At 60.1% G+C, this 22239-nt stretch carries 14 protein-coding genes; 4 read left to right on the top strand and 10 right to left on the bottom strand.

Annotation, left to right across the window (positions count from 1 at the left end):
- Positions 1 to 9: 9 nt before the first annotated feature.
- The 3 genes from P3C29_RS25150 to P3C29_RS25140 are packed head-to-tail and all read left to right on the top strand — an operon-like array spanning position 10 to position 2733.
- Entirely contained in the window at positions 10 to 870 is an 861-nt protein-coding gene (locus tag P3C29_RS25150; protein WP_275965755.1) for a MurR/RpiR family transcriptional regulator, read from the top strand.
- Between the two features lies 1 nt (position 871).
- A complete protein-coding gene (locus P3C29_RS25145) occupies positions 872 to 2335 on the top strand; it encodes a D-aminoacylase (protein ID WP_275965754.1) in 1464 nt (487 codons plus the stop codon).
- Positions 2336 to 2364: 29 nt separating this feature from the next.
- Entirely contained in the window at positions 2365 to 2733 is a 369-nt protein-coding gene (locus P3C29_RS25140; protein ID WP_275965753.1) for a glyoxalase superfamily protein, read from the top strand.
- A gap of 172 nt (positions 2734 to 2905) precedes the next feature.
- Here the strand turns inward: P3C29_RS25140 and P3C29_RS25135 are convergent, their stop codons facing one another.
- The 5 genes from P3C29_RS25135 to P3C29_RS25115 all read right to left on the bottom strand — a co-directional run bounded on the left by P3C29_RS25135 (position 2906) and on the right by P3C29_RS25115 (position 15013).
- Positions 2906 to 4825: a methyl-accepting chemotaxis protein gene (locus P3C29_RS25135; RefSeq protein WP_275965752.1), complete on the bottom strand. Its 1920-nt coding sequence runs from the start codon at positions 4823 to 4825 to the stop codon at positions 2906 to 2908.
- Between the two features lie 194 nt (positions 4826 to 5019).
- Entirely contained in the window at positions 5020 to 10656 is a 5637-nt protein-coding gene (locus P3C29_RS25130; protein WP_275965751.1) for a membrane-targeted effector domain-containing toxin, read from the bottom strand.
- Positions 10657 to 10725: 69 nt separating this feature from the next.
- Positions 10726 to 12549 (bottom strand): CocE/NonD family hydrolase, encoded by a 1824-nt coding sequence (locus P3C29_RS25125; protein ID WP_275965773.1) that lies wholly within the window; start codon positions 12547 to 12549, stop codon positions 10726 to 10728.
- A gap of 19 nt (positions 12550 to 12568) precedes the next feature.
- The gene (locus P3C29_RS25120; RefSeq protein ID WP_275965750.1) at positions 12569 to 14008 is read right to left on the bottom strand and encodes a Na+/H+ antiporter NhaC family protein; all 1440 of its coding nucleotides are present in this window, start codon (positions 14006 to 14008) and stop codon (positions 12569 to 12571) included.
- A gap of 108 nt (positions 14009 to 14116) precedes the next feature.
- On the bottom strand, positions 14117 to 15013 hold the full coding sequence (locus P3C29_RS25115; protein WP_275965749.1) for a LysR family transcriptional regulator: 897 nt from the start codon (positions 15011 to 15013) through the stop codon (positions 14117 to 14119).
- A 172-nt stretch (positions 15014 to 15185) separates the two neighbouring features.
- Between P3C29_RS25115 and P3C29_RS25110 the strand changes: the two genes are divergently transcribed.
- Complete coding sequence (locus P3C29_RS25110; protein ID WP_201126111.1) at positions 15186 to 16409, top strand: OprD family porin; 1224 nt, start codon at positions 15186 to 15188, stop codon at positions 16407 to 16409.
- A gap of 6 nt (positions 16410 to 16415) precedes the next feature.
- On the opposite strand, the gene P3C29_RS25105 is transcribed toward P3C29_RS25110, so the two are convergent.
- From P3C29_RS25105 to P3C29_RS25085, 5 genes are all read right to left on the bottom strand, one after another.
- Positions 16416 to 17873, bottom strand: a complete 1458-nt coding sequence (locus tag P3C29_RS25105) for a glycosyltransferase family 39 protein (protein ID WP_275965748.1) — start codon at positions 17871 to 17873, stop codon at positions 16416 to 16418.
- A gap of 111 nt (positions 17874 to 17984) precedes the next feature.
- Entirely contained in the window at positions 17985 to 18533 is a 549-nt protein-coding gene (locus tag P3C29_RS25100) for a nucleotidyltransferase family protein (RefSeq protein WP_275965747.1), read from the bottom strand.
- Positions 18530 to 19039, bottom strand: coding sequence for a hypothetical protein (locus tag P3C29_RS25095; protein WP_275965746.1), 510 nt, complete (start codon positions 19037 to 19039; stop codon positions 18530 to 18532). The genes P3C29_RS25100 and P3C29_RS25095 overlap by 4 nt, the downstream gene beginning before the upstream one ends.
- 110 nt (positions 19040 to 19149) lie before the next feature.
- Positions 19150 to 19437: a DUF6124 family protein gene (locus tag P3C29_RS25090; protein WP_275965745.1), complete on the bottom strand. Its 288-nt coding sequence runs from the start codon at positions 19435 to 19437 to the stop codon at positions 19150 to 19152.
- Positions 19438 to 21407: 1970 nt separating this feature from the next.
- Complete coding sequence (locus tag P3C29_RS25085; RefSeq protein ID WP_275965744.1) at positions 21408 to 22220, bottom strand: hypothetical protein; 813 nt, start codon at positions 22218 to 22220, stop codon at positions 21408 to 21410.
- Positions 22221 to 22239: the final 19 nt, after the last annotated feature.

Here is a 22239-nt window from a genome sequence, read left to right as displayed (position 1 = left end):
GCCGAACCGATGGACATCCTCTACCAGATCCGCGCCCGCCAGGATTCCTTCAGCGCCGGCGAAGGGCGTATCGCCAAGCTGATGCTCGAGGATGTCGGCTTTGCAGCGTCCGCCAGCCTGGAAGAATTGTCCCAGCGGGCCGAGGTCAGCACCGCGACCTTGTCGCGTTTCGCCCGCAGCGTCGGGTGCCGCGACCTGCGTGACCTGCGCCTGCAACTGGCCCAGGCCAGCGGCGTCGGCAGCCGTTTTCTTGACCCGGCGGGCCTGCCGGAGCAGTCGGCGTTTCACCGGCAGATTCTCAGCGATATCGAGGCGACGTTGCGCCGGCACCTGTCCGGTTTCAACCAGCGCAGTTTTGTCGACGCTGTGAGCCTGCTGGGCCATGCGCGGATGATCCACGCGTTCGGCATGGGCGGGCCGTCGAGCCTGTGCAGTGACGAGTTGCAAGTGCGCCTGGTGCGCCTGGGCTACTCGATCACCGCCTGCCACGACCCGGTGATGATGCGCGTGACGGCCGCCACCTTGGGCCCGGAGCATGCGCTGATCGTCTGCTCGCTGACCGGCATCACCCCGGAGGTGTTGGGCGTGGTGGCGCTGGCGCGTAACTACGGCGCAAAAATCATCGCCATCACTCTGCCGGACTCCCCGCTGGCGCAGCTGGCCGATGTGTTGCTACCGCTGCAACCGGCGGAAACCAGTTTTATCTACAAGCCAACGGCGGCGCGCTACGGAATGCTGTTGGCCATCGACGTGCTCGCCACCGAGCTGGCCCTGGCCATGCCGGACGACAACCAGGAACGCCTGCGACGGATCAAGCTGGCCCTGGACGATTATCGCGGCGGCCCCGACAGCCTGCCGCTTGGAGATTGAGATGAAGTACCACACGCTGATCCGCCAGGCTTTGATCATTGATGGCAGCAACACCCCCGGCTATGTCGCCGATGTGGCGTTGCGCGAAGGGCGTATCGAGAAAATCGGCGACCTGTCCCTGGACACTGCCGAGCATGAAATCGACGCCACCGGGCGCGTGCTGGCGCCGGGGTTTATCGACGTGCACACCCACGATGACACCGTGGTGATTCGTCACCCGCAGATGCTGCCCAAGCTCAGCCAGGGCGTGACCACGGTGATCGTCGGCAATTGCGGCATCAGCGCTTCGCCGGTGAGCCTGCGGGCCGATCCGCCGGACCCGATGAACCTGTTGGGCAAGCGTGAGGCCTTCGCCTATCCGCGTTTTGCCGATTACCGAGCGGCGGTGGAAAACGCCCACCCGGCGGTGAACGTGGCGGCGCTGATCGGCCACACGGCGCTGCGCAGCAACCATATGGACGACCTGCACCGCACCGCCACGCCCGGCGAAATCGCCGCCATGCGCGTGCAGTTGCAGGAGAGTCTTGCGGACGGTGCCCTGGGTTTGTCCACCGGCCTTGCGTACGCCAGCGCGTTCAACGCCGAGACCGATGAAGTGCTGCAACTGAGTGAAGAGCTCACGGCGTTCGGCGCGGTGTACACCACCCATTTGCGCAGCGAATTCGAGCCTGTGCTGGAGGCCATGGACGAGGCGTTTCAGATTGGTCGTCACGCCAGGGCACCGGTGATTATTTCCCACCTCAAGTGCGCGGGCGCCGGCAACTGGGGGCGTAGCCCGCAATTGTTGGCTTCACTGGAACACGCAGCGAAGACTCATCCGGTGGGCTGCGATTGCTATCCCTATGCGGCCAGCTCTTCGACCCTGGACCTCAAGCAAGTCACCGATGCGTTTCGTATCACCATCACCTGGTCGACGCCGCACCCGGAAATGGGCGGGCGGGACCTGCAAGACATTGCCGCTGAGTGGGCGGTGCCGCTGATGGACGCCGCCCGTCGCCTGCAACCTGCCGGCGCGGTGTATTACGGGATGGATGAAGCCGATGTGCAGCGCATCATGGCGCATCCGTTGTCGATGATCGGTTCGGATGGTTTGCCGGAAGATCCGTTCCCGCATCCACGGTTGTGGGGCGCGTTTCCACGGGTGCTGGGGCATTTCAGCCGGGACCTTGGTTTGTTCCCGCTGCACACCGCGGTGCACAAGATGACCGGCTTGTCGGCCGCGCGCTTTGGCTTGGCCGAGCGCGGCGAAATTCGCGAAGGGCACTGGGCGGACCTGGTGTTGTTCGACCCGTTGCGGGTGCGGGATGTGGCGGATTTCAAGGCGCCCCAGCGCGCGGCGGAAGGGATTGACGGGGTGTGGGTCAACGGCGTGTTGAGCTACAGCGACGGCCAGCCCAACGGCCAGCGGCCCGGACGATTCCTGGCGCGCAGCGGGGATTTGCGTAAAGGGTTCGCGGCTTTATAGTGGCCGCTCTCAAACACGGAGCAATCACCATGCACTTAGGAAAAGTCACCCCCATTCTGCGCAGTTTCGACGAGGCCAGGACGCTGGAGTTCTACGTCGACTTCCTGGGGTTCAAGGTCGATTGGCAGCACCGGTTCGAAGACAATTTCCCGCTGTACCTGCAGGTGTCGCTGGGGGAATGCGTGCTGCACCTGTCCGAGCACCATGGCGATTGCACGCCGGGTGCGGCGGTGCGGATTCAAACCCAGGGGCTGGAGGCGTATCAGCGGCAGTTGCTGGCCAAAAACTACCGCAACGCCAAGCCCGGGATTGAAGACACGCCGTGGGGCAGTCGCGAAATGAGCATCAGCGACCCGTCGGGGAACCGGTTGGTGTTTGTCGAAGAAGTAGCGGTTTGAACCCGTTCTAATGTGGCGAGGGAGCTTGCTCCCGTTGGGCGGCGCAGCAGCCCCAAAACCAGGCGCCGGGTTTACCTGAACGGTCTCAGTTGTTTGGACTGGGGCCGCTTCGCGGCCCAACGGGAGCAAGCTCCCTCGCCACAGTATGAAGGTGCTTGCGTTGAAGGTGTGTTTACACCCGGAAATGGCTGACCATCTGCTGCAATTGCCCGCCCAGGCGCGCCAGTTCCACACTCGACTTGGCCGTCTCGTCACTGGCCGCCGCCGTCTGTTCCGACACGTCCCGCACGTTCACAATGCTGCGGCTGATCTCTTCGGCCACGGCACTCTGTTGTTCGGCGGCGGCGGCAATCTGCTGGTTCATCGACTGGATGTTCGACACCGTACGGGTGATGTTTTCCAGTGATACACCGGCCTTGCGGGTCAGTTCGACGCTGCTGTCGGTGAGGCTGCGGCTGTTGTTCATCACGGCGGCCACTTGCTGGGTGCCGTTCTGCAAACCGGCCACCAGGCCTTCGATTTCTTCGGTGGATTTCTGGGTGCGCTGGGCCAGGCCCCGGACTTCATCGGCAACCACCGCAAAACCGCGACCGGCTTCACCGGCACGGGCGGCTTCGATGGCGGCGTTGAGTGCCAGCAGGTTGGTCTGCTCGGCCACGGCCTTGATCACGTCCATCACGCTGCCGATCTTGTTGCTCTCTTGTTGCAGGTGCGTCATGGCGTCGGTGGAGCGCGCCACTTCGGCAGCCAGACGTTCGATCTGGGCGATGGCTTCGGCCACCACCTTGTCACCGGCGCGGGCTTCGCCGTCGGCGGCCGAGGCGGCCTGGGAGGCTTGTTCGGCGTTGCGTGCGACTTCCTGCACCGTGGCCGTCATTTCGTGCATGGCGGTGGCCACTTGATCGGTCTCGATCTTCTGGCTGTTGACCCCGGCGCTGGTCTGTTCGGTCACGGCCGACAACTCTTCGGCGGCGCTGGCGATCTGGGTCACGCCGTCACGGATGCCGGTGATCAGTTCGCGCAGCGTCACGCCCATCCGCTGGATGCCTTGTTGCAGTACGCCCAGTTCATCACGGCGGGTAACCTGCAGGTTGTGGCTCAGGTCGCCGGAAGCGATGCGCTCCACCACGGCCAGGGTCTCGCGCAATGGGCGGGTGATCTGGCGGGTGATGATCACGGCGGCCACGATGCCCACCAGCAAAGCCAGCAACGTGCTGATCAGTTGCAGGCTGCGGGCCTGGGCGCTCTCGGCGTCACGGCGTTGCAGCTGGATGTCGTACAGCTTGTCGCTGATGGTGACGATATCGGTGCCCTGGGTGGTCATTTCTGCCCGGGCCGAGACGATGTTGGCGTTGGCCGCCTTGTAGTTCTGCACCGCACTGCGATAAGCGCCGAGGGCGGTTTCCAGTGAGCCGAGGGCGGTCTGTTGGCTGGCGCCGAATACGGCATGCAGGCCTTTCAAACCGTCGATGGCTTTCTCGATCTGCGCCGCCGCGCGGGCTTCGGTTTCGGCGTTGACGTTGCCGGTGTAGCCGCGCACTTCGTAGCGGGCCAACTGGAACTGTTCCTTGGCGGAGGCCACCGCTTCGAACTGGGCGAAGCGTTCGGCGCTGTCGGACATCTGGCGCACGCTGGCGTCCAGGGCGCTGATCTGCGCGTTGGCGATGTCGGCCTTGTCACCCATGACTTGGCGTGAGGCGTTGCCGTTGCGATAAGCCTCGCGCATTTTGTTCAAGGACTGCTGGTAGGCGGTGATGATCGCCTTTTGCTCGTTGAGCAGCTTGAGGTTGTCCGGGCTCTTGAAGCTGTCCAGCAGCTTCTGTTGCTGGGCCGCAAAACTGTCGAGGTTGGTCTGTACGTTTTGCGCTACGGCTTCGTCACCGTTGGCCAGCATGTATTGCAGGCGCACGATCCGCAGTTTGGTCAGCGACGCGTTGAGCTGGGTGATGTCGCTCATCCAGTTGCTGCGGTCGATCAGGCCGCCCAGGCTGGTCCAGCCGGTGAGCGCGAGGATTCCGGTGAGCACCAGCACCAGGCCGAAGCCCAGGCCCAGTTTCATATTGACGCTGATATTGCCGAACCAACTATTCATCGAATTCCTCCAGGAACAGATTTGCGTGTGTGTGCTGGAAGAGCGCCCAGCGATGGGTTAGTACGGGTGTATCGGCAGCCCGGGCGAGAGCTGAAACGGTTTTTTCGTGGAGGCAGGATTCACTGATCGTGGCTGACGGACGGTCATTTTTTCGACGAGGGCACCCCCTCCAAGGAAGGGGTGCCCGAGGAGCATCAGTCGATTTTTCGCATTTGTTTGTGGGTTTCGATAAAGGTCATCAGGTGTTCCTGGGTGGCGAAGCGCAAGTTGTCGAAATGCCAGCGATTGACGTAATACCCTTTGACGTCGCGGCGTAGCGGGGTGTGGATCAATACGCGGTTGCGGTCCATGTGGACGATCTCCTTCGCGTCGTCCGTGGCGCCCTGTATCAGGTAATCGCCAGGGCGCCTCAGGCGCTGTTGCAAGCCGCTCAGCGGGGTGGCTGCTGCGCCGGCTTCGACTGTTTTCCTGAAGTCATAGCGCACCAGCGGCCACTTCTGCTCGGGCGGCAATGTCGCGACGTTGGCGGGCTCCGGCGCAAACCCTTTGCCCGAGCCGGGCGGTACATCCGCAAGCAGCAGGCTGATGCCTTTGTTGAGGTCGGCGACCCCCGGCACACCGTGGTAGGTGTGAAGGTGTGTCTCGCCCACCAGCGCCAGCCACTTGTGCGGGCCGGCGCGCAACTGATCGGCTTTGATCACTTGCGTCGCAAAGTAGTTGAACATTGAGGTTCGAGTCGGGCGCACCCCGTCCACCCGCAAACTGGCGATGCAGTCCAGGGCGCGGATGCGTACTTTGTGCTTGATGGCCACTTGCACCAGGCTGGAGAAGTTATGAGGGCTGCTGGCGGGCACGCCGTGGCCGGTGTCCAGTGCGTGCAGATAGGCCCTCAGCTCGTTCGTCAGGATCCCGGTGCTGTGGGCAATATCCAGGTCGGCCTGATGCAGCTCGGTGGTGAGTTGCTCCAGGTACAGCGTCTTGACGTTGCGTTGGCCCGTCATGTGCTCCATGTGATTGCTCAGGAACGCTTTGCTCGATGTCGCACCGTGGGACTCACCCACCACCAGGCCGTCGGCGCTCTCCAGTACCTGATCAATAAAGGCTTTTTCGTCGAGGGTTTCGGCGATCTCGGGCAGGGCGACGCGGGCAGGCGGGGTGTGCTCGCTGAAGAACTGCTGTGCGTCGTCCCGCAGTTTTTTGCGGGTGGTTTCGAAGGTCCTCTGTGCGTTTCGGCGTACGGCGGCAAGTTCGGGATAGGCGGTATTGAACATCGCTTCCTTGCTGCCCAGTGGCAGTGTGATCTCTTGGGCAAACAGTGGGAGGTGTTCCTCGGGCAAGTCAAAGCGATTGAAATGGCTGTGCTCCGCCGCCGGCCCGGGGCGCGGCGACGGCGGTTCCAGTGCTTGCACGGAGGTGCGTAGCGACAGTTTCAGATCACCCTTGGCCAACGAGTCTCCGGGAATGGCGCCGGCCACGTCGGTGACCAATCGCGTGGGCTGACCGAAGGCGTCATCGACCCGCAACGCAATGCTTTTTTGCAGGTCGGCCATACCCGGCGTGCCCCGGAAGGTGCTCATGCGTTTGTGTTCCACCAGTGCGATCCAGCGCTCACCGGGAGCCTTTTCGATATCGGCGTTGAGCACGGTGTGGGAGTAGTAATTCATCACCGATACGGGACGCGTCGCAGCGGGCCGCGAGTCGATCAGGCCGAGGACGTTTTCCAGGTCGTAGCAGCTGGAGGCATTCAGCGACCTGATCTCGATGCCGTTCTGCATTGCGGCCTCCACCAACTTCCAATAGCCATGCTCACTCTCAGGGTCCATGAAGTGGGCTCGGTCGGTGGACTTGAGATGTTTTTTGGCCTGTTTGGAAATGCCTTTGGAAAACCGCGAGTGGGTTTGCAGATGATGCACGTCGCGCCACAGGTGTTCGATGTAGATCGCCTTGACTTGCAACTCCTTGAGCAGCGGCATGTGTTCGATCAGCAGCTGTTTGCTGGCGATGGAAAAGTACGTTTCGCCAATCACCAGGCTCTGCGCATCGTCGAGCAGCCGTCGCAGGAGGTCGGCGGGGAGAATGTCTTGTGCCAGGTCCAGGGTCTCGACCCGCTTGACCAGGGGCGGCAGTTTTGCAAAAAAATCATCGGCATCACGGGTCAACAGCTGTACCTGGTTCAGGTGCGATTCGAGGGCGGGATGCAACTCGCGCCGCATTGACCAGATCATGTGGGTATTCATCGAGTCGTCCAGGTTTTGTGCCAGGAGGAACATCGCCGTGCGGTCTTCGGACGCCAGGACGCCGGCGACGTTCTCCCCCAGTTTTTCCGGTAGCTCGTAGGGTGTGCGGAGTTTTTCATACTTGGGCGCACCGCCGGCGACCCCGGCGCGCAGCCATTGCCCGTCGGCCTTTTTGCTCACCAGTTTGCCGGTGGAGCGCAGTTGGTCCTGGACGGCGTCATACCGAAACAGCAGGAACCGCCCAAGGCTGTCGGGCGTTTGCGCGGCCCACAACGCATCGCCGCCAAACGCCACCGGCTGCATGCCGCGCAGCGCTGTTGGTTCGGGCGGCAACTGTTGGATCAGTGCCATCGCCTTTTGCTCCCGGGGCAGGCGGGCGATATGGCGCAAGGGTTTGTTGGCGAGCTTGCTGGCCGACAACAGCACCGGCCTAAGGTCGGTCAGGACCGCGCCGCCCGCGTTGAGCAGCGCACTCAGATAGTGGTTCAGGGCCGCTTGGGTGTCGCCGCGATTGTAGGCATGCAGGGCCAGCATGGCGTCCTTGAAAACCAGCAGCGTACCCAGCGCCAGGCTCAGGACCGGAAACGGAATTGTGGCGATGGCTATGGTCAGTTCGGCGATCAGGATAACCAGCTCCATGATCATTTCGAGCCGGCTGGTGGTGGTGCTCCTGACGTCGTCGAGCACGTGCCGCAGAGGCTTGTCGTATACGTAGAAACGCAGGTCACGCAGGGGTTCGAAGGGGCGGGGTACGTCGAAGACCGGTTTTGAGTAAACGCCGCGCCGTTGGGGCTCCAGGCGGTTCAGCAGGTCGCGCAAGGTTGACTCGAATGCCCTGCGCTCAAGGCTTGCCACGCGCTTGGTGTAGTAGCTGGCCATGCCTCCGACGTTTTTCAGACGCTCGTTGAATTCTTTTTGCGCGCGAAAATCGATGCCGTCCGGTGATTGCGGGGTGTACAGCAAGGGCACGTCATTCAGGTGATGGAAGCGGTAGCAGCCGTCGATGACCTGCCCGCACAGCTCCAGCGGATATACCTGGTACAGCGCGCGCGTGGCAAGACGGCTGTCCCCCAGGCTGTCGATGCTCCTGATCAGCCAGGCCAGGTCGCTGCGCGCAAGATGACCTTGCAGGCAGCTGACCCAGGCGGCCTTTTTCATGCGCAATTGCGTCAGTTCCAGTGCCAGGTTGCGGCGCCACGGGTAGTGAGGCGCCAGGGGATCCAGCAGGGTTTTTTCCACCTGCATGATGTAGCGCGACCCGATCCAGGTACCTCTGACGGATTTGCTCACGGCCTCCGCGTTCAGCCGGCTCAGGTCTACGCCTGGGGGGCCCTTGAACTGCGCCATGGTGTCGGCGGCGGGGTTGAGGAAGCCAAGGCTGTAGTCATAACCGTTGCGGTAAAGGATGGTGTAGGAGACATGCTCGCGGGGCGTGATGACTTGTACCTGATTGGGATCGACCGCCGGTGTGGGGTTGCCGAGCAACGTGTTGAGCGCCTTGTGCGCCGCTTCATACAGGTAGCTGTCGAAGTCCGGAAACTGCTCCGGGCTGCCAGGGCTGGCGCTATAGGCCTGGGCCGCGCCGGCGGCGTCTTCATCGAGGTCGGCGAGTGTCTGGCGATCAATTTTCGGCGCGCGGCTCAACCAGTCCGGGGTGCGGTGCAGGTGTTCATCCGCTTGCATGGCCAGCAGGTTCTCGCTCATTTCCAGCAAACAATCCTGATAGCTGGAGGCCGGGCTGAGGATGATCATCTGATGCTCCAGGGTGTCCGGCCTGAAGCCCAGGGTCGATAGCATGAGGTTGTAGGTGGGGCGGATGCGGCTGACCAGTTGTTCAAGCAGGTACGTCTTCATCGTCACCGGCCGGGTGGGCGACGGCACCTCCTGGCTCCAGCCCAGAATGTGCGCCTGCAATTCCCGCTCGCTGCCAAAGGCCTGGAACTGCTCGGCGCGCGGCGCCTGGGGTGTACACAACAGCAAGCGTTGGGTGGCGCCCTGTTCGTCAAGGTGACGCATCACCCACAGGTCCTTGAGCGGCGCTTCGTGCAGCGCTACGCAACTGGCCTTCAGGGTGGCGGACGGGGTTGCCTTGAGGCTTTCAAACAGCTGGTAATCCGTGGGGCTGATGTGGTTTTGCAGCAGGGCACTGTAGGCCAGCGCCTGTAGCCGAGTGTCGACCATGTCTCGCATCGCGCGCTTGACCACTGTGGAACCGAGGGCGCTGGCCTGCTCGTCGGCAAAGTCAAAGCGTGGTTGCAGGGTGTCGAGCAGTTCGGCCAGGTACTGCGGGGTGACTGCGCTGAACTCGGGCGGCAGTGGCTGGCCGGCGTAGGTCAGCCGGGTGTGCTTGAGGAACGCTGAGCCTGGCTGTGTATCGCCGACATGCAGGCCGCGCACTGCCAGTGCCGTCAGGGTGTGCTGTTGTTGATAGGCGTTGCCGGACATCAACGGCCGTTCGGTGCTGATCAGCAACTGCTCGGGCACCAGCGCCTGAATGTCCAGCTCCTGATCGAGGCGTTCGAGCAACTGCGCCCGCGCCAGGTGCTCGGGGGACGCCGCCGGCCCCAGCAGCGCCACCAGGTCCTCGCGCGCCTGTTCGTAGGCCTGCGTATGTCGCACCAGGGTCTGGTGTTGCGCGTGGGTGGCGCGGCGAAACCAGTCCGGTGCGGCAGCGTGCAGCAGCTTGTCCAGCAGCTGCTGCGCACGCAGTTCCAGGCGTGTATCGAGGTTCCAGAGCGTGCAGCAGATCGCCTGGTCCATTTCGGCGGTGAGTTGGGCCACGCTGTGTGGCGGTGGGTTGCCGTTCAAGCCCAGCGCAAAGTCGATGTCCAGGCGCTGTTTGGCCTGCAGGGCGTTATAGGTGTGTTCGGCCAGGGGCATGGAGTCGATGACGTTCAGTTGCAAAGGCCAGATGCCCGCTGCGCGCAGATGCTGGTCGCGGCGGGGTAGGTGTTGCAGCAACTCCTGGCGCCAGGCGGGATGGTCCATGCGCTCACGCAGGGCGCGGTCCAGCAGGTTGAGCGAGGCGAAGGCCTCCAGGCCACGGGACGGCGTGAACAGCAGCACGCTGCCGACGTTGGTGTCTCCCGTCAGTAGGGTGACGGGTGTCTGCAAGGCGGTCAGGACAAACGCCCCGGCAAACTCGATGGTGCGTTCGCGGTGGCTGAAGCTCAGCGCATACATCGCGGGACGCAAGGGTGGGCTGCCGGGAATGTTCAGCACCAGGTCACGGTCGCTGGGCAATAGCAGTTGGTCCTCCACCTTGAGGTGGGCCTCGGCTTCCAGCGCGGCCTGATGTTGATCGAGTATCCAGCGCTTGAGTACTCGGCCGTCGGGCACACGTTCCGTCTCCAGTGCCTCGAGTTTTTTACGCACGGCGAGATTGATGCGGTTGCGGTTCAACAGGCCTTGGTCGCCATCGAGGACCCACTTGGCAGGCAGGGTGTAGGGCACTTTGGCCTGCTGGAGCAGGCGCTGCGCTTCGTCGGTCAGTTGGGTGTTGAGCTGCTCCATGGCCTGGAACAGCGCAGAGGGCTTTGTCGCCGGTAGCTGGTCGAGTGACTGGCTGGGGGAATCGGGGGGTAGGGTGCTCACGGGGGAAACCTCGGGTGTTGGATAAAACCCGAGGTTGCGGGGTTTGAGCGCCCGGCTGGGGGTACTTAGTTAATCCGCTGCCGGCGCCGGCAAAGCCTGGGCGGGCAGCACGGTGAGGATCAGGCGCGAGGCATGGTCGCGGCTCATATGCACGGTGTTGCGGGCCACCCGCAGATGCTGCGCCTGGCCCTGAGCCTCGCCGCTGTTGGGGTTGACGTCAAAGTGCGGGAAGTTGCTGCTGGCAATGTCCAGGCGCAGGCGATGGCCACGCTTGAACAGGTTGCAGGTGGCGAAGGGCTCGATCACGACCTTGACCCGCTCACCGGGTGTGAGCAGTGTCGGCTGCTCCCAAGAGTCGCGGTAGCGGGCGCGGCGGATTCCGTCGGTGATGTTCATGGCATAGCCGTCGGGATAGACGTCTACCAGTTTTGCGGTGAAGTCGGTATCCGGCGCGTCGCTGTCGATCCACAGCTCGATTTGCAACGGGCCGGCGGCGACCAGGTCTTCGGCCAGGGGCGGCGTCTGAAAACTCAGAATGTCCTCGCGCTCGTTCAGCGGGCGGTTATCACCCCGCGTGCCGAAAAAATCAGCGCGCTCGCGTTGGTCGAATGCGCCGCCGACGAACACCGGGCTACCCGAGGTCAGTGCGCCACCGAGGGTCGGCACGGGGTTGGCGGGGTCGGCGTGGTAACTCAGTTGCCCCTCATCGTTACGTGGGTTGGTGTCTGTCAGCCGGCGGTCTTCCTGTAAATAGAGGGTCAACGCTTGGCTGCCGGGCAGCGGCCACTGGCGGCTTTCGAGCCAGCGGCCACCGTGTTGCAGGCGGCCCTGTTCGTCCCGCGCGCCGGTGCCGCCACCCATCAAAAACACCTTCACGGGCGCCGGAGCCGGCAGCGAGGCGTCCTTGAGGGCGCGTTCGAACCAGTCCAGGCGACAGCTCAGCCAGTCCCTGGCGACCTGGCCATCGAAGGCGCCCAAGGCGCCGAATTCAACTTCGCCGCTGTGGGTGATATTACGATCGCCGTGCAGCCACGGGCCCATAATCAGTTGGTGCCGTGCCTGTGTCCCCGCGCAAAACGCCGAGTAATTGGCCAGGGTCGAACTCACGTAGGCGTCGTACCAGCTGGACATGAACAGCACCGGGATATCCGGCAAATCCTGATAGTGGCCCTCGGCGTAGATTCCCGGTGACTGCCAGTACGGGCCGAAATCACCCTGTGCCCATTGCTCCAGCAAATAGGCTTCGTATTCCGGCACATGGCGCAGCGGCGACTGCCCGGCCTGCCACGGCATGCGGGTGAACCACTGGTGAATATCTTCCTGTTCCAGCGCCTCAAGGATCGTCGAGTTTGCCAGCGCCGCCGGACTTTCCTTGGCCTGGCGCCAGGCCCAGGTGGCTTGCTTGAGTTCGAATGCGCCGCCCTGGCGAATCCCGCATTGGTAGGCGTTGGCAAAGCCGCCGCTGTCCAGGACCATGCTGCTCAGGCCGGGCGGATGCAGGCAGGCCATCGCCAGTTGGGTGTGGGCAGCGTAGGACAGGCCCATGCTGCCGATCTTGCCGTTGCACCAGGACTGTTCGACGATCCAGGCCAGGGTGTCGAACCCGTCTTCGCCCTCGGCGGTGTATTTGATGAACACACCTTCGGAGGCGTAGCGCCCGCGGCAATCCTGGAAGATCGCGACAAAACCCTGGGCGGTAAAGCGTGCGGCCATTTGCTCGCGGGAAATGTGCTGGCCGTCGAGCTGGATTTCCGAGCGCGACGGTTTGCTCTTGTCATAAGGGGTACGTTCGATCACCACCGGAAACGGGCCCGCGCCCGGCGGCAAGTAGATGTCGGTGGCCAGGTGGATGCCGTCGCGCATGGCGATCATCTGGTTGTGCAGCGTCTGCATGGAAAAAACACTCATGGGTTCAATATCCGGTCCCAACGGCAATGGCCAACAGCACCATCGCCAGCACGGCATAGATCAGAAACAGCGGCAGGATGTAGCGCGCCCACTGGCCCCAGCCGACGTTGGCGGTGGCCAGCAGCACCAGCAGGCCGCTGGAGGTCGGGGTGATCATGTTGGTCAGGCCGTTGCCCATCAAAAACGCGAACACCGTGGTTTGCGGGCTGACACCGGAGAGTTGCCCCAGCGGCCCGAAGATCGGCATGGTCACGGCCGCCTGTCCCGAGGTGGACGGGATCAGCACATCCAGCCCCAGTTGCGCGAAGAACATGCCGTAGGCCGAGACCACCGGGCCGTGATCACCCACCAGGTTGGCCAGGCTGTTGACGATGGTGTCGAGCACCTGGCCGGTGCTGAGGATGATTTCCACGGCGGTTGCCAGGCCGATCAACACACCGGCAATCAGCACCTTTTTCATCCCGTCGACAAAGGCGCTGGCGGCGGTGCTGGCGCCAAGCCCGGCGATCACCGTGAAGGCCACGGTCAGCAGCAGGTAGAACGCCGACAGCTCGTGGTATTTCCACTCCCAGCGGTTGGAGGCGTACACCAGGAAACCAATGCCGGCGCCGAGTACGATCAAGTTCAGCAGGTGGCGCAGGGGCAGCGGCTTGCGTTCGAAGGTGATCTGCGCGCTGGCATCAAAGCCGTGCTTGCGGATGCTCCACAACACGAATGCGATGCCCACTAGCAGGAAGGTGCAGTAGGCCAGGACGCGCATGCTCAAGCCGCTGAAAATCGGCAGCCCCACCATCGGCTGTGCCACGGACAACGCCACCGGGTTGGAGATGGAGGCCAGGTAGCCGATCTTCACCGAGATGGTCACGATGGCCAGCCCGATCAGGTTCGACAGCCCCAGGCGGTTGGCCATGGCCACCATCAACGGCACGATCAGGATGAATTCCTTGGCCAGGCCCATGAAGGTGCTGCCGGCGGAGAACACCAGCATCAGGCTGGGCACCAGCACGTAGATATTGCCCCGGGTCAGTCCCAGCAGGCGCTCAAGGCCGGCGTCGATCACCCCGGCCTTGTTCAGTACGCCGAACATGCCACCGATGAACAGCACCATGAAAATCAGCGCAGCGCGTTTTTCGATGCCCTGGGGAATGGCCATGAAGCCCTCCACCAGCGACACCGGTCGGGCGATCGTATCGCCGACCTTGCGCGGTTCGAGGGAGAACAGTTGGCCGAAGGAGTCGTGTTTTTCCAGCACCTGATAGGAGCCCGGCACCACCAGGCCATTCTGGCGCTGGAACTTGCCCGAGTTCACCGCGTAGGTGAAGGCGACGGCCAGCAGCACGATGCTCAACAGGATGATGGCCGGGTTGATCTGCTTGCGCTGCGCCGGTTTTTCCACCGGCGTTTCAGTGGGCGAGTGGGTACGGACGATCTGCGGTTCGGTCATGCTGGTTGCCCCGGTGTGCGCTGTTATTGTTGTGTCGGGTGACACTTGTGGAGCGGACACTAGGGCAAAGTTTTAGCGGCGACAACGTTATGCGCGGGCTGGGTTGGGCTATGCGTTTTGTGCGGCCAGCCGGTGCTTGAGGTGCTCGGCAAACGTCGTCACCACCTTGGACCTGGGTTCATTCGCGCGAAACGCCAGGCCGAACGCATAGGGCAATGCCGGCCGAAACGGGCGGACCACAATCGGCAAATGCATGAAGTGGCTGGCCAGCAAACCATTGACGATCGACACCCCGAGCCCCTCGGCAACAAAGCTGCACGCCGCGCCCACCGAATGCACTTCGACTCGCACCTGCGGCGTCAGGTTGGCTGCGCGAAACACCTGATTCAACTCGGCCCGCAGCGCCCGTTGCCGGCCCAGCATCACCAGCGGCACGTCTCGCAGGTGTTGCACCTCAATGCACGCGTGACGGGTCAACGGATGGTCCGCCGGCATCACGCACACGCCTTCGGTTTCCAGCACCGGTTCAATCTCGAAGTCGGGAATTTCGGTGGGCAAACGCACAAAACCGAGGTCGGCGGAGCGGTCGAGCACGGCCCGCTCGATCATGTCGTAGGAGCCGGTCAGCAACTCGACGACGATGTCTTCACGGCCCTTGAGAAACTCGGCGACGATCCGTGGCAGCAGCTCTTGCGTCATGCTGGTGGGCACCCCGACCTTGATCAGGCTCTTGCGCGAACGGCCCACGCGCATCTCATCCGCCAGGCGCTGGATACGCTGCATGCCGTCCACCAGTCCGGCCACTTCGGTGAGCAGTTCTTCAGCCTCCGGGGTCGCCATCAAGCGGCCCTTTTTGCGCAGGAACAACGCGAAACCCAAGGCCTCTTCCAACTGGCTCAACAACCGGCTGACCGCCGATTGCGACAGGCCCATGCGGGTCGCCGCACCGATGGTCGAACCGGTGGACATGATCGCCTTGAAGGCTTCGAGCTGCTTGAGATTCACCGTGATGTTCCTGTGGTTTGAGGGCTTTGCGCATAGCCTGATGCGCTTCTCGCATAACGTTGCCGGGCGTTCGATCAGCCGTTAGTGTCCGCCGCAATGCGACACGCCGTCCAGCCTGTCGCAGGCAGCAACTGCCCATAAAAAACCACAATACGGCATTCGGGAGACGGTTATGCGTGAGCTTTTCACGAGGGGAGGAGTGGTGTCTGCAGGCTTGTTGGCGAGCTTGTCACCGGCGTTGATGGCCCAGGGTTTCTGGGAGGATTCCCACGGCAAGCTGACCTTGCGCAATTACTATTTCAACGACGGTTACCGTGACGGCGGCGAAGACCGCAAAGAGTGGGCCCAGGGCTTTCTGCTCAACCTGCAATCGGGCTATACCGAGGGCACAGTGGGCTTCGGCCTGGATGCGTTGGGGTTGTCGGGGATCAAGCTCGACTCCAGTCGCGCCCATGCCGGCACCGGGTTATTGCCGGTGCACGATGATGGCCGCGCGGCCAGTGAATTCTCAAGCCTGGGCGTCACCGCGAAGATGCGCATCGGTGAGGCCGTGGTGAAAACCGGTACGCTGCTGCCGAAAATTCCGGTGCTGGTGTACAACGATGGCCGGCTGTTGCCGCAAACGTTCCAGGGCACTCAAGTCGAGTACAGCGGCATCCGTAACCTGTACGTGCACGCCGGGCATCTGGACAAGTTCAAGCTGCGAAACTCGACCGACAGCGTGGACATTTATCCCCAGGGCTACAGCGGCAAAAAGGGCAGCGACTTTGATTTCGCCGGCGCCACCTACGCCTTCACCCCCAAGCTGAGCGGCACCTGGTACTACGGCGAAATGCGCGAATTCTATCGCCAGCAATTCGTCGGCCTGGTGCACAAGCAGCCAGTGGGTGCCGGCAGCCTGACCAGCGATTTGCGTTACTTCATCAGCAACGAAGCGGGCGAGGCACGCAACGGCAAGGTCGACAGCGACATGTTCAGCGGGCTGTTCACCTACCGGCTCGGGCCGCAGGCGTTGGGCGTGGGTTATCAGAAAGTCACCGGCGATACCGCCTTGCCCTATGCCAGCGTGTCGACCGTGTATTCCTTCAGCAACGCCGGCGTCGGCAAATTCATCCAGGCCGGTGAGCAAACCTGGATGCTGCGTTATGACTACGACTTGGTCGCCGTGCTGCCGGGTCTGACCTTCATGACCCGTTACTACAAGGGCCAGAACGGTGATTTCAAGGGCCGCGAAGCCCGTGAATGGGAGTCGGACACCAACCTGCGCTACGTGATCCAGGACAGCACCTTCAAAGGCCTGGGCATCGAGTTGCGCAAGGCCACGTATCGCTCGACTTATGCGAGCGATCGTGACAACTATCGGGTTTACCTCACGTACGACCTGGCGCTGTGGTAACCGGCCTTACTGCTCGACGAAATAGTACGGCTGACGGTTGATCGCCATCTCCTTGACCACCGTCACCGGTACGTTCAGCCGGTCAGTATTGTCCACCAAGGCCACGTTACCGGGCTTGGCCGCGAGGTAGCTTTTGAGCTCCTCCGGCGTCTGCAGAATCGTCAAATAGGCCTGCATGTAGAACACCCCGGCGCCGGCGATTCGCTCGTTGGCCTGATACAGCACCACTTCCTTGCCTTGCGCCTGCATGGCCTGGATCTGGCTGATCACCGGCACAAACGACTGGCGCTTATCGGCCTTTGGCGCGTACCAGAAAGCAGCGATCAGGTAGCAGGCAATCACCACAACGAAAAAGCCCCCCACCAGGCCACGGCGATGTTCATAAACATGTTCGGCGACGTGGGAAACCTGTCCGCGACTTTTCAGCCAGCCCAGCAGCACGCCGCCATACTCGGCTGCCAGCACCGCAGCGGCGGGTGTCAGCGCCATCAGGTAGACCGTGCGCTTGCTGGAGGCCAACGTCAGCAAGGTGAATTGCGCCACCAGCCACACGCAGAAAAACAGCCGGTAGCGGTTACGCACCAGGCTTTTGCGGAAGTGCCACAGCCCCAGGTACACCAGGATGTTCCACGGCAAAAACGCTTCGGGCAACTTGACGATGTAGTAATAGAACGGCTCGTAGTGACCGGCTTCGACAAACGAGCCGCTGAAACGCCCGACGCTGTTGGTCAGCAGCACTTCACGTACCGCTTGCAGCCCGTCGCGCTGGTACAGAAAACCCAGCCAGATCATCAGCGGCACCAGCGCCAGCAGCGTGAACAGCCCGGGTTTGATCCAGTCGCCCAGCTTGAATCGTTTGTCCATCAGGCTGGTGCTGACCAGATAGACAAAGATCACGATGCCCGGCATGGCCAGGCCCAGCACACCTTTGCTCAACGTAGCGATCACCATGCCCAGGCTGAACAGCAACCAGGTGCCCAGGTTGGAACTGTCGCGCTCCGATTCGGGGCGGTTGGCCTGATAGAACGCCAGCAGGGCCGTGGTGACCCCGAGGGTGAGCAGCGAGTCTTCACCCACGCCGCGCACATTGCTCCAGTAACTGGCCATGGTCGCCAGCATCAACGCCGCGATAAACGCCAGGGTCTTGGGCCGGCCAAACTTGCGCAGCATCCCGTACAGCAGCATCACACTGAACAGCCCGGCAAACGCCGACGCCAGGCGCACCGCCCAGGTGGTGCCGCCAAACAGACGAATCGCCCCGGCGTCGAGCCACAGACTCAGCGGCGGTTTCTCCAGGAACGGTTCACGAAACAATCGCGGCACCACCCAGTCGTTATCCAGATGCATGGCCATGGCAATCCCGGCCACACGGGCCTCGGTCGAGCCTTGCAACTCGTGATTGCCAAGGGCAAAGAAAAACAACAGCGCAGCAAGCAGGAGCAGCAGAGGAGCGGAACGCGTCATGGATTCTGGCTACCGGGGCAGGGGACCGTTCGGGGGAACAGTCCGGGCGATCAGTGAGTATACGAGGGCGATTCTTAATAATTCGTGAATGAATGTGAGGTTTTTGTGGGGTCAGGGCTGTTTCAGCAGCGGCCAGCGGGTTAGCCAGCGTTTGGAGGCGATGCGTTGCTGGTAAATGGCGTGTTTTTCTTGGGTGAAGCGGTGTGTGGGTTTGAGTTGGAGGTTGAACAGGTCATCCAGGCCAAGTGGTGCTGAAACTTCGCACAGGTCTTCTGCGGTTCTTCTGACGGCTACGGCGGTGGCCGTCTCTGGCCAGAAGCGCATGGCGTCGCTGGCGTTGCAGTAGGGCGCGTCGCTGTTGCGCAGGTGCATGCGGGCCTGGTTTTTGACTGACCAGTCGATGGAGGGTTCTGCTGCGCGTAACAGCGCTTCGAGGCGGCGGTCTTCGGCGGGGTCGGTGCAGGTGGCGTCGAACCACAGTACGTCGACGTCACCGGTCAGTGGTGACAGGGGGCGACCGTGCAGGTGATCCCACACGGCGTTACGTACGAAGCCGGCGCCGATCCAGCAGTCGGGGAGGGCGAGGGAGCGGACGACGGCCAGTAAGTGCCAGCGTTGGACATCGCTGCTGATCAGTGTCTGGAGGGCTTTCTCGCTCAAAGGATTACGGCCTCTTTTACAACGATCCCCAGGTCATTGCTGACTTTCACCACCCTTACTTCATCGCGGTGACCGATCCACGTGGGGCGGCAGATTTTAATCGTCTTATTCAGTTCAGCATCGAAGACCGTGATTCCGCTGCAGCTTTTACTTCCGCCTGACGAATATTCGTAGTGAGCCGTATAGCTGCTGCGGGTGCCGCCTGAACATAAAATGGCCAACGAAAACAGCGTCACCGATAACAGCGTGCATAGGATGAACATCCCGGCAAACGCCTTAAGCAGGGTCCATTTTTTTTCGAGCCGCAGCTGAGGTTTTCTTACACGCCAGACAATCACGGACGCAGCCAGGGTCAGGACGAGCGATACGAATAAACAGGCTTTCCCCGCGATCAGCTTGAAGTGGATGGCCGGCGAAATGCTGAACTGCCATATAAAGAGCAGGGCCAACAGAAGCTGTACGCCCAGCACGACAGGTATCAGGTAGGCGTAGGAATTCTTGTTCACTGCGGCACACATCCTTATGTTTCAACAAAGGTGGGGTTTATCTTAAAAGAAAATAGACCCTCACCTTTTTCTTACTGTTGGGGTACTCAAGCGGATCGCTATGTTCCCTGTCAGGAAACGGCCCTATCCGCAGCTTCTGAATCTGCCGTTGGCGCAAGAATGTCCAGTGCGCGCGTCACCAGCAACTCACCCAGGACGCTCAATTGCTGGGTGGCCAGAAGTTTATGGCGAAAGGCGCCATCAAGCTCGAAAGCCAGGTCGGTAGTGAGCGCGTTCAGTGAGGCGAGGGTTTCGCAGGCTTGTACCAGCAGGGTTTCGGGGTCGATGTTTTGGGCGATACAGAAGATATCCGTGCCGGATTGGCTTGGGTGTGGAGGGTTGGGGCTGTGCTTTTTCATGACTGCAACTCCTTGATTGGTGGAGTCGCCAGACATCGCTGCTAAACGAAAAGGGTGGCGACTGTACGCGGGTTAGCAGACCAGGAATCAAGGAACCCAGCGCACTCGAAAGTGCCCCACGCACAGCCGCCATAACGCGGACTAGCGAACGCGGATGCTCGCTTGAACGGATGGTGGCATTGCATGCCTTGATATTAACCGAGCTGCTAAACCCGGTCGCTGATTTTGCAGCGACGTTTCAAGGCTAGTCGTGTCGATTGATCAGCACCAGTTCACCCAGGGCGCGATGTCTTGCGGGAAAAATCCGAAGGTTCATTCGGCGGTGTGTTTTCAGGAGGCCAGAAACGACAAAACCCGCACGAGGCGGGTTTTGGTGGTGCTTCGTATTTGGTGGGCCGGGGTAATCTGAACAGATGTCATAATTTGTTGATTTTAAAGCAAAAAAAAAGTTTATATTCTTTGTGGAATACTATTTGGAATACCGCTCTTAAGGACATTGATAACCTAGGACGGCTGTGAAAGGTGACTGAGGCGCGGCCCCACCGACAAGCTCCTCTCAGCTAACAGCTGTTTCTTTTCCACAGGGCTCGAACACCGACGAGGTCCGTTGAACAAATTTTAACCTGAGCCTTGGGGAAGGTTGTCAGCGCCACCTCCAGTCCAGAGGTCGGCTCCCCAGGTCAGTACTCGGTGTCTGCGAATCAGTTGTTCAGAATCGCTGTGCGCAGGAGTGCGATTTTAAGTACGCCTTAATTGATAGTGCTGAGGCACTTAGGCTTGTGAATTACATATCGAAGTGGATCTTCATCTAACAGTAATGATGAGTCGTTCACGCTCTAGAAAACAGCGCTCAAACTGCCAGATACAGATGATCTAGAAACTTTGAAGTATTGCGAAGCATTGGTTTTTCAAGGACGCTCCTCATGCGGTAGGTACGATCTTACTTAGCACACCTACGAATAGCTTTACGCAGTTGCAGGGCTGGTGACTTCGATACTCAAAAATACTCTTCAATCCTGCAGAGTCCCACAAGGATTTAGTCCTCATTTACCGTTATCTGGAATTTTTCCTGCCGGTACAAACGACTAAGGGTGGGTTCCCCACTAGACCTAACCAGCCTGTATGAAAAGCAGATTCGGAAATTATGATCGAAACTCAGTTGTACATGATGCTTATGGTAAATAATATATAAATTGCCCTTGAGTTCATGGAGCTCATCCGCAAGTGGATCGCATAAGTAGCCCCGTACTGTAGGAGTTTCCTGCAGCAACATCTGAAGTTGGCGCAAATCGACGCACCGATGAACTTGACTGCCTATTTCAGGGCAGTAGGGATAAGGCAGAAATGCTGCCCCTTCACGGGTATCAAATTGTAATCAATGGTCAGCCTTAGGAGTGGCGTCTGGAGGTGCTGGGTGACGTTATAAATCTTGGCCTTAGTGTATCCCAGTTCTCCGAGTCCTATCGTCAGGAGTGGGGTGCTGGCTAGCACGATAGACTGTTGAAAATGGCCAACATGATTTCGATATCTTTCCGAAAAACTAACCTCTCACCGGTGTACTACAAGCGGAAGTTCGAGAGCGGGAGTTGAACTGTTCTTATCCTCACGATCAGCACTATGTCACCTGTCTGAACGACCAGCCTTTCACTTTTCCTCGTGCCTTAGATCAAATACCAAATCTCGCCATGATTCTGGTATTTTGAAGGTTGCTATGATCTAAATTTCTGCAGTACTTCGTTTAACTATCGCGCCATGGACTGCTTCATTTTGAGTGCAAAATGGTTAGCTCGGCTAGTTGTCCGGTTGCTGTTTAATGCTTTTCAGGTTCGCTTCTAGTATGTAGTCATGCATCTGCATCTATAGTTCTATCTCTTGCAGCTTTATACAGCCATTCCTGGAGTTGGATTCATAATGATCGCGAAGTTATTGAGGTTGCTATGGAGGTTGCGGTATTTCTCTGAAAGGGGATTTTATATTTTTTCTGAATGATCTTCTGGTTTGGTGTGGGGCGGCTGGTGAGATATCGTCGCGGATTCTTGTTGGCGTTTTTTTGTTAATTCAGGTATGGAGGAGATGATGTCTATGATCTCTTCATCGCTCTTGTCCTTGTCCTTGTCCTGTACCTGGCTCTGGATTTTTGGTTTTATTAGTTTTCTATATTTTCTTATGTCCTCGGCTTCAAAAATGGAGTTTGTACTTAGTAATGTTGTTTTTCTTATATTAAAAAGCTCTTCGATTTTTTCTTTTGGTGGGGTTGGAAGTGTTTGATGGTCAGGCGCCAGGGTTTCAAACTGAAGTTTTAGTTTGCAAATTTCGGTTAGGGTTTCGCTTAGTTTTGAAGCGAGTATGGATGCTGCGTTCCGCTCGTTTCGTAGGCTTTTAAGGTTGTCCTCATTCAGAGTCCTTGCTTGAGTCTTGTATTGCTCTTTTAGTTCGAATCCGCTCTGGATTAACCATTCCAGGGTTTCAGTAATAGTGGCTTTTCTTGACGATGCCAAGCTTTTCAGCTTTCGCTTTGCTAGAAGTGAAATTATGAAGTTGTTCGCTTGTCGCCCGTCTTTGCTTTCTCGGAGTTTTTTCTGGCGCCAAGCACCTTTCATGTTCTTCAGAAGCTCTCTTTTTTCGCTATTCTCAGGCCAATTCTCAGACCATCTTACAAGTTCGTCGTAGGTGGTTTGTTTGGAGATGTCTGCCCCCTTACCATTCAAGTATCGAATGGCCCATTGCTGCATGTCTGGGTTGTTCCTTTCTATCCATTCAAGTCTTTTTTTTGGCTTTTCCAAGGCATTCCCCCGCTAATGC

The organism is Pseudomonas sp. 1912-s (genome assembly GCF_029269205.1).
Classification (GTDB): Bacteria; Pseudomonadota; Gammaproteobacteria; order Pseudomonadales; family Pseudomonadaceae; genus Aquipseudomonas.
The sequence above is the reverse complement of the archived record's forward strand: the minus strand, read 5'-3'. Positions and strand labels throughout refer to the sequence as shown.

Excerpts from the sequence above, each read along its gene's own strand:
- P3C29_RS25150 (WP_275965755.1), top strand. The coding sequence starts at position 10 with ATGGACATCCTCTACCAGATCCGCGCCCGCCAGGATTCCTTCAGCGCC.
- P3C29_RS25145 (WP_275965754.1), top strand. The coding sequence starts at position 872 with ATGAAGTACCACACGCTGATCCGCCAGGCTTTGATCATTGATGGCAGC.
- P3C29_RS25140 (WP_275965753.1), top strand. The coding sequence starts at position 2,365 with ATGCACTTAGGAAAAGTCACCCCCATTCTGCGCAGTTTCGACGAGGCC.
- P3C29_RS25135 (WP_275965752.1), bottom strand. The coding sequence starts at position 4,825 with ATGAATAGTTGGTTCGGCAATATCAGCGTCAATATGAAACTGGGCCTG.
- P3C29_RS25125 (WP_275965773.1), bottom strand. The coding sequence starts at position 12,549 with ATGCAGACGCTGCACAACCAGATGATCGCCATGCGCGACGGCATCCAC.
- P3C29_RS25120 (WP_275965750.1), bottom strand. The coding sequence starts at position 14,008 with ATGACCGAACCGCAGATCGTCCGTACCCACTCGCCCACTGAAACGCCG.
- P3C29_RS25110 (WP_201126111.1), top strand. The coding sequence starts at position 15,186 with ATGCGTGAGCTTTTCACGAGGGGAGGAGTGGTGTCTGCAGGCTTGTTG.
- P3C29_RS25105 (WP_275965748.1), bottom strand. The coding sequence starts at position 17,873 with ATGACGCGTTCCGCTCCTCTGCTGCTCCTGCTTGCTGCGCTGTTGTTT.
- P3C29_RS25090 (WP_275965745.1), bottom strand. The coding sequence starts at position 19,437 with ATGAAAAAGCACAGCCCCAACCCTCCACACCCAAGCCAATCCGGCACG.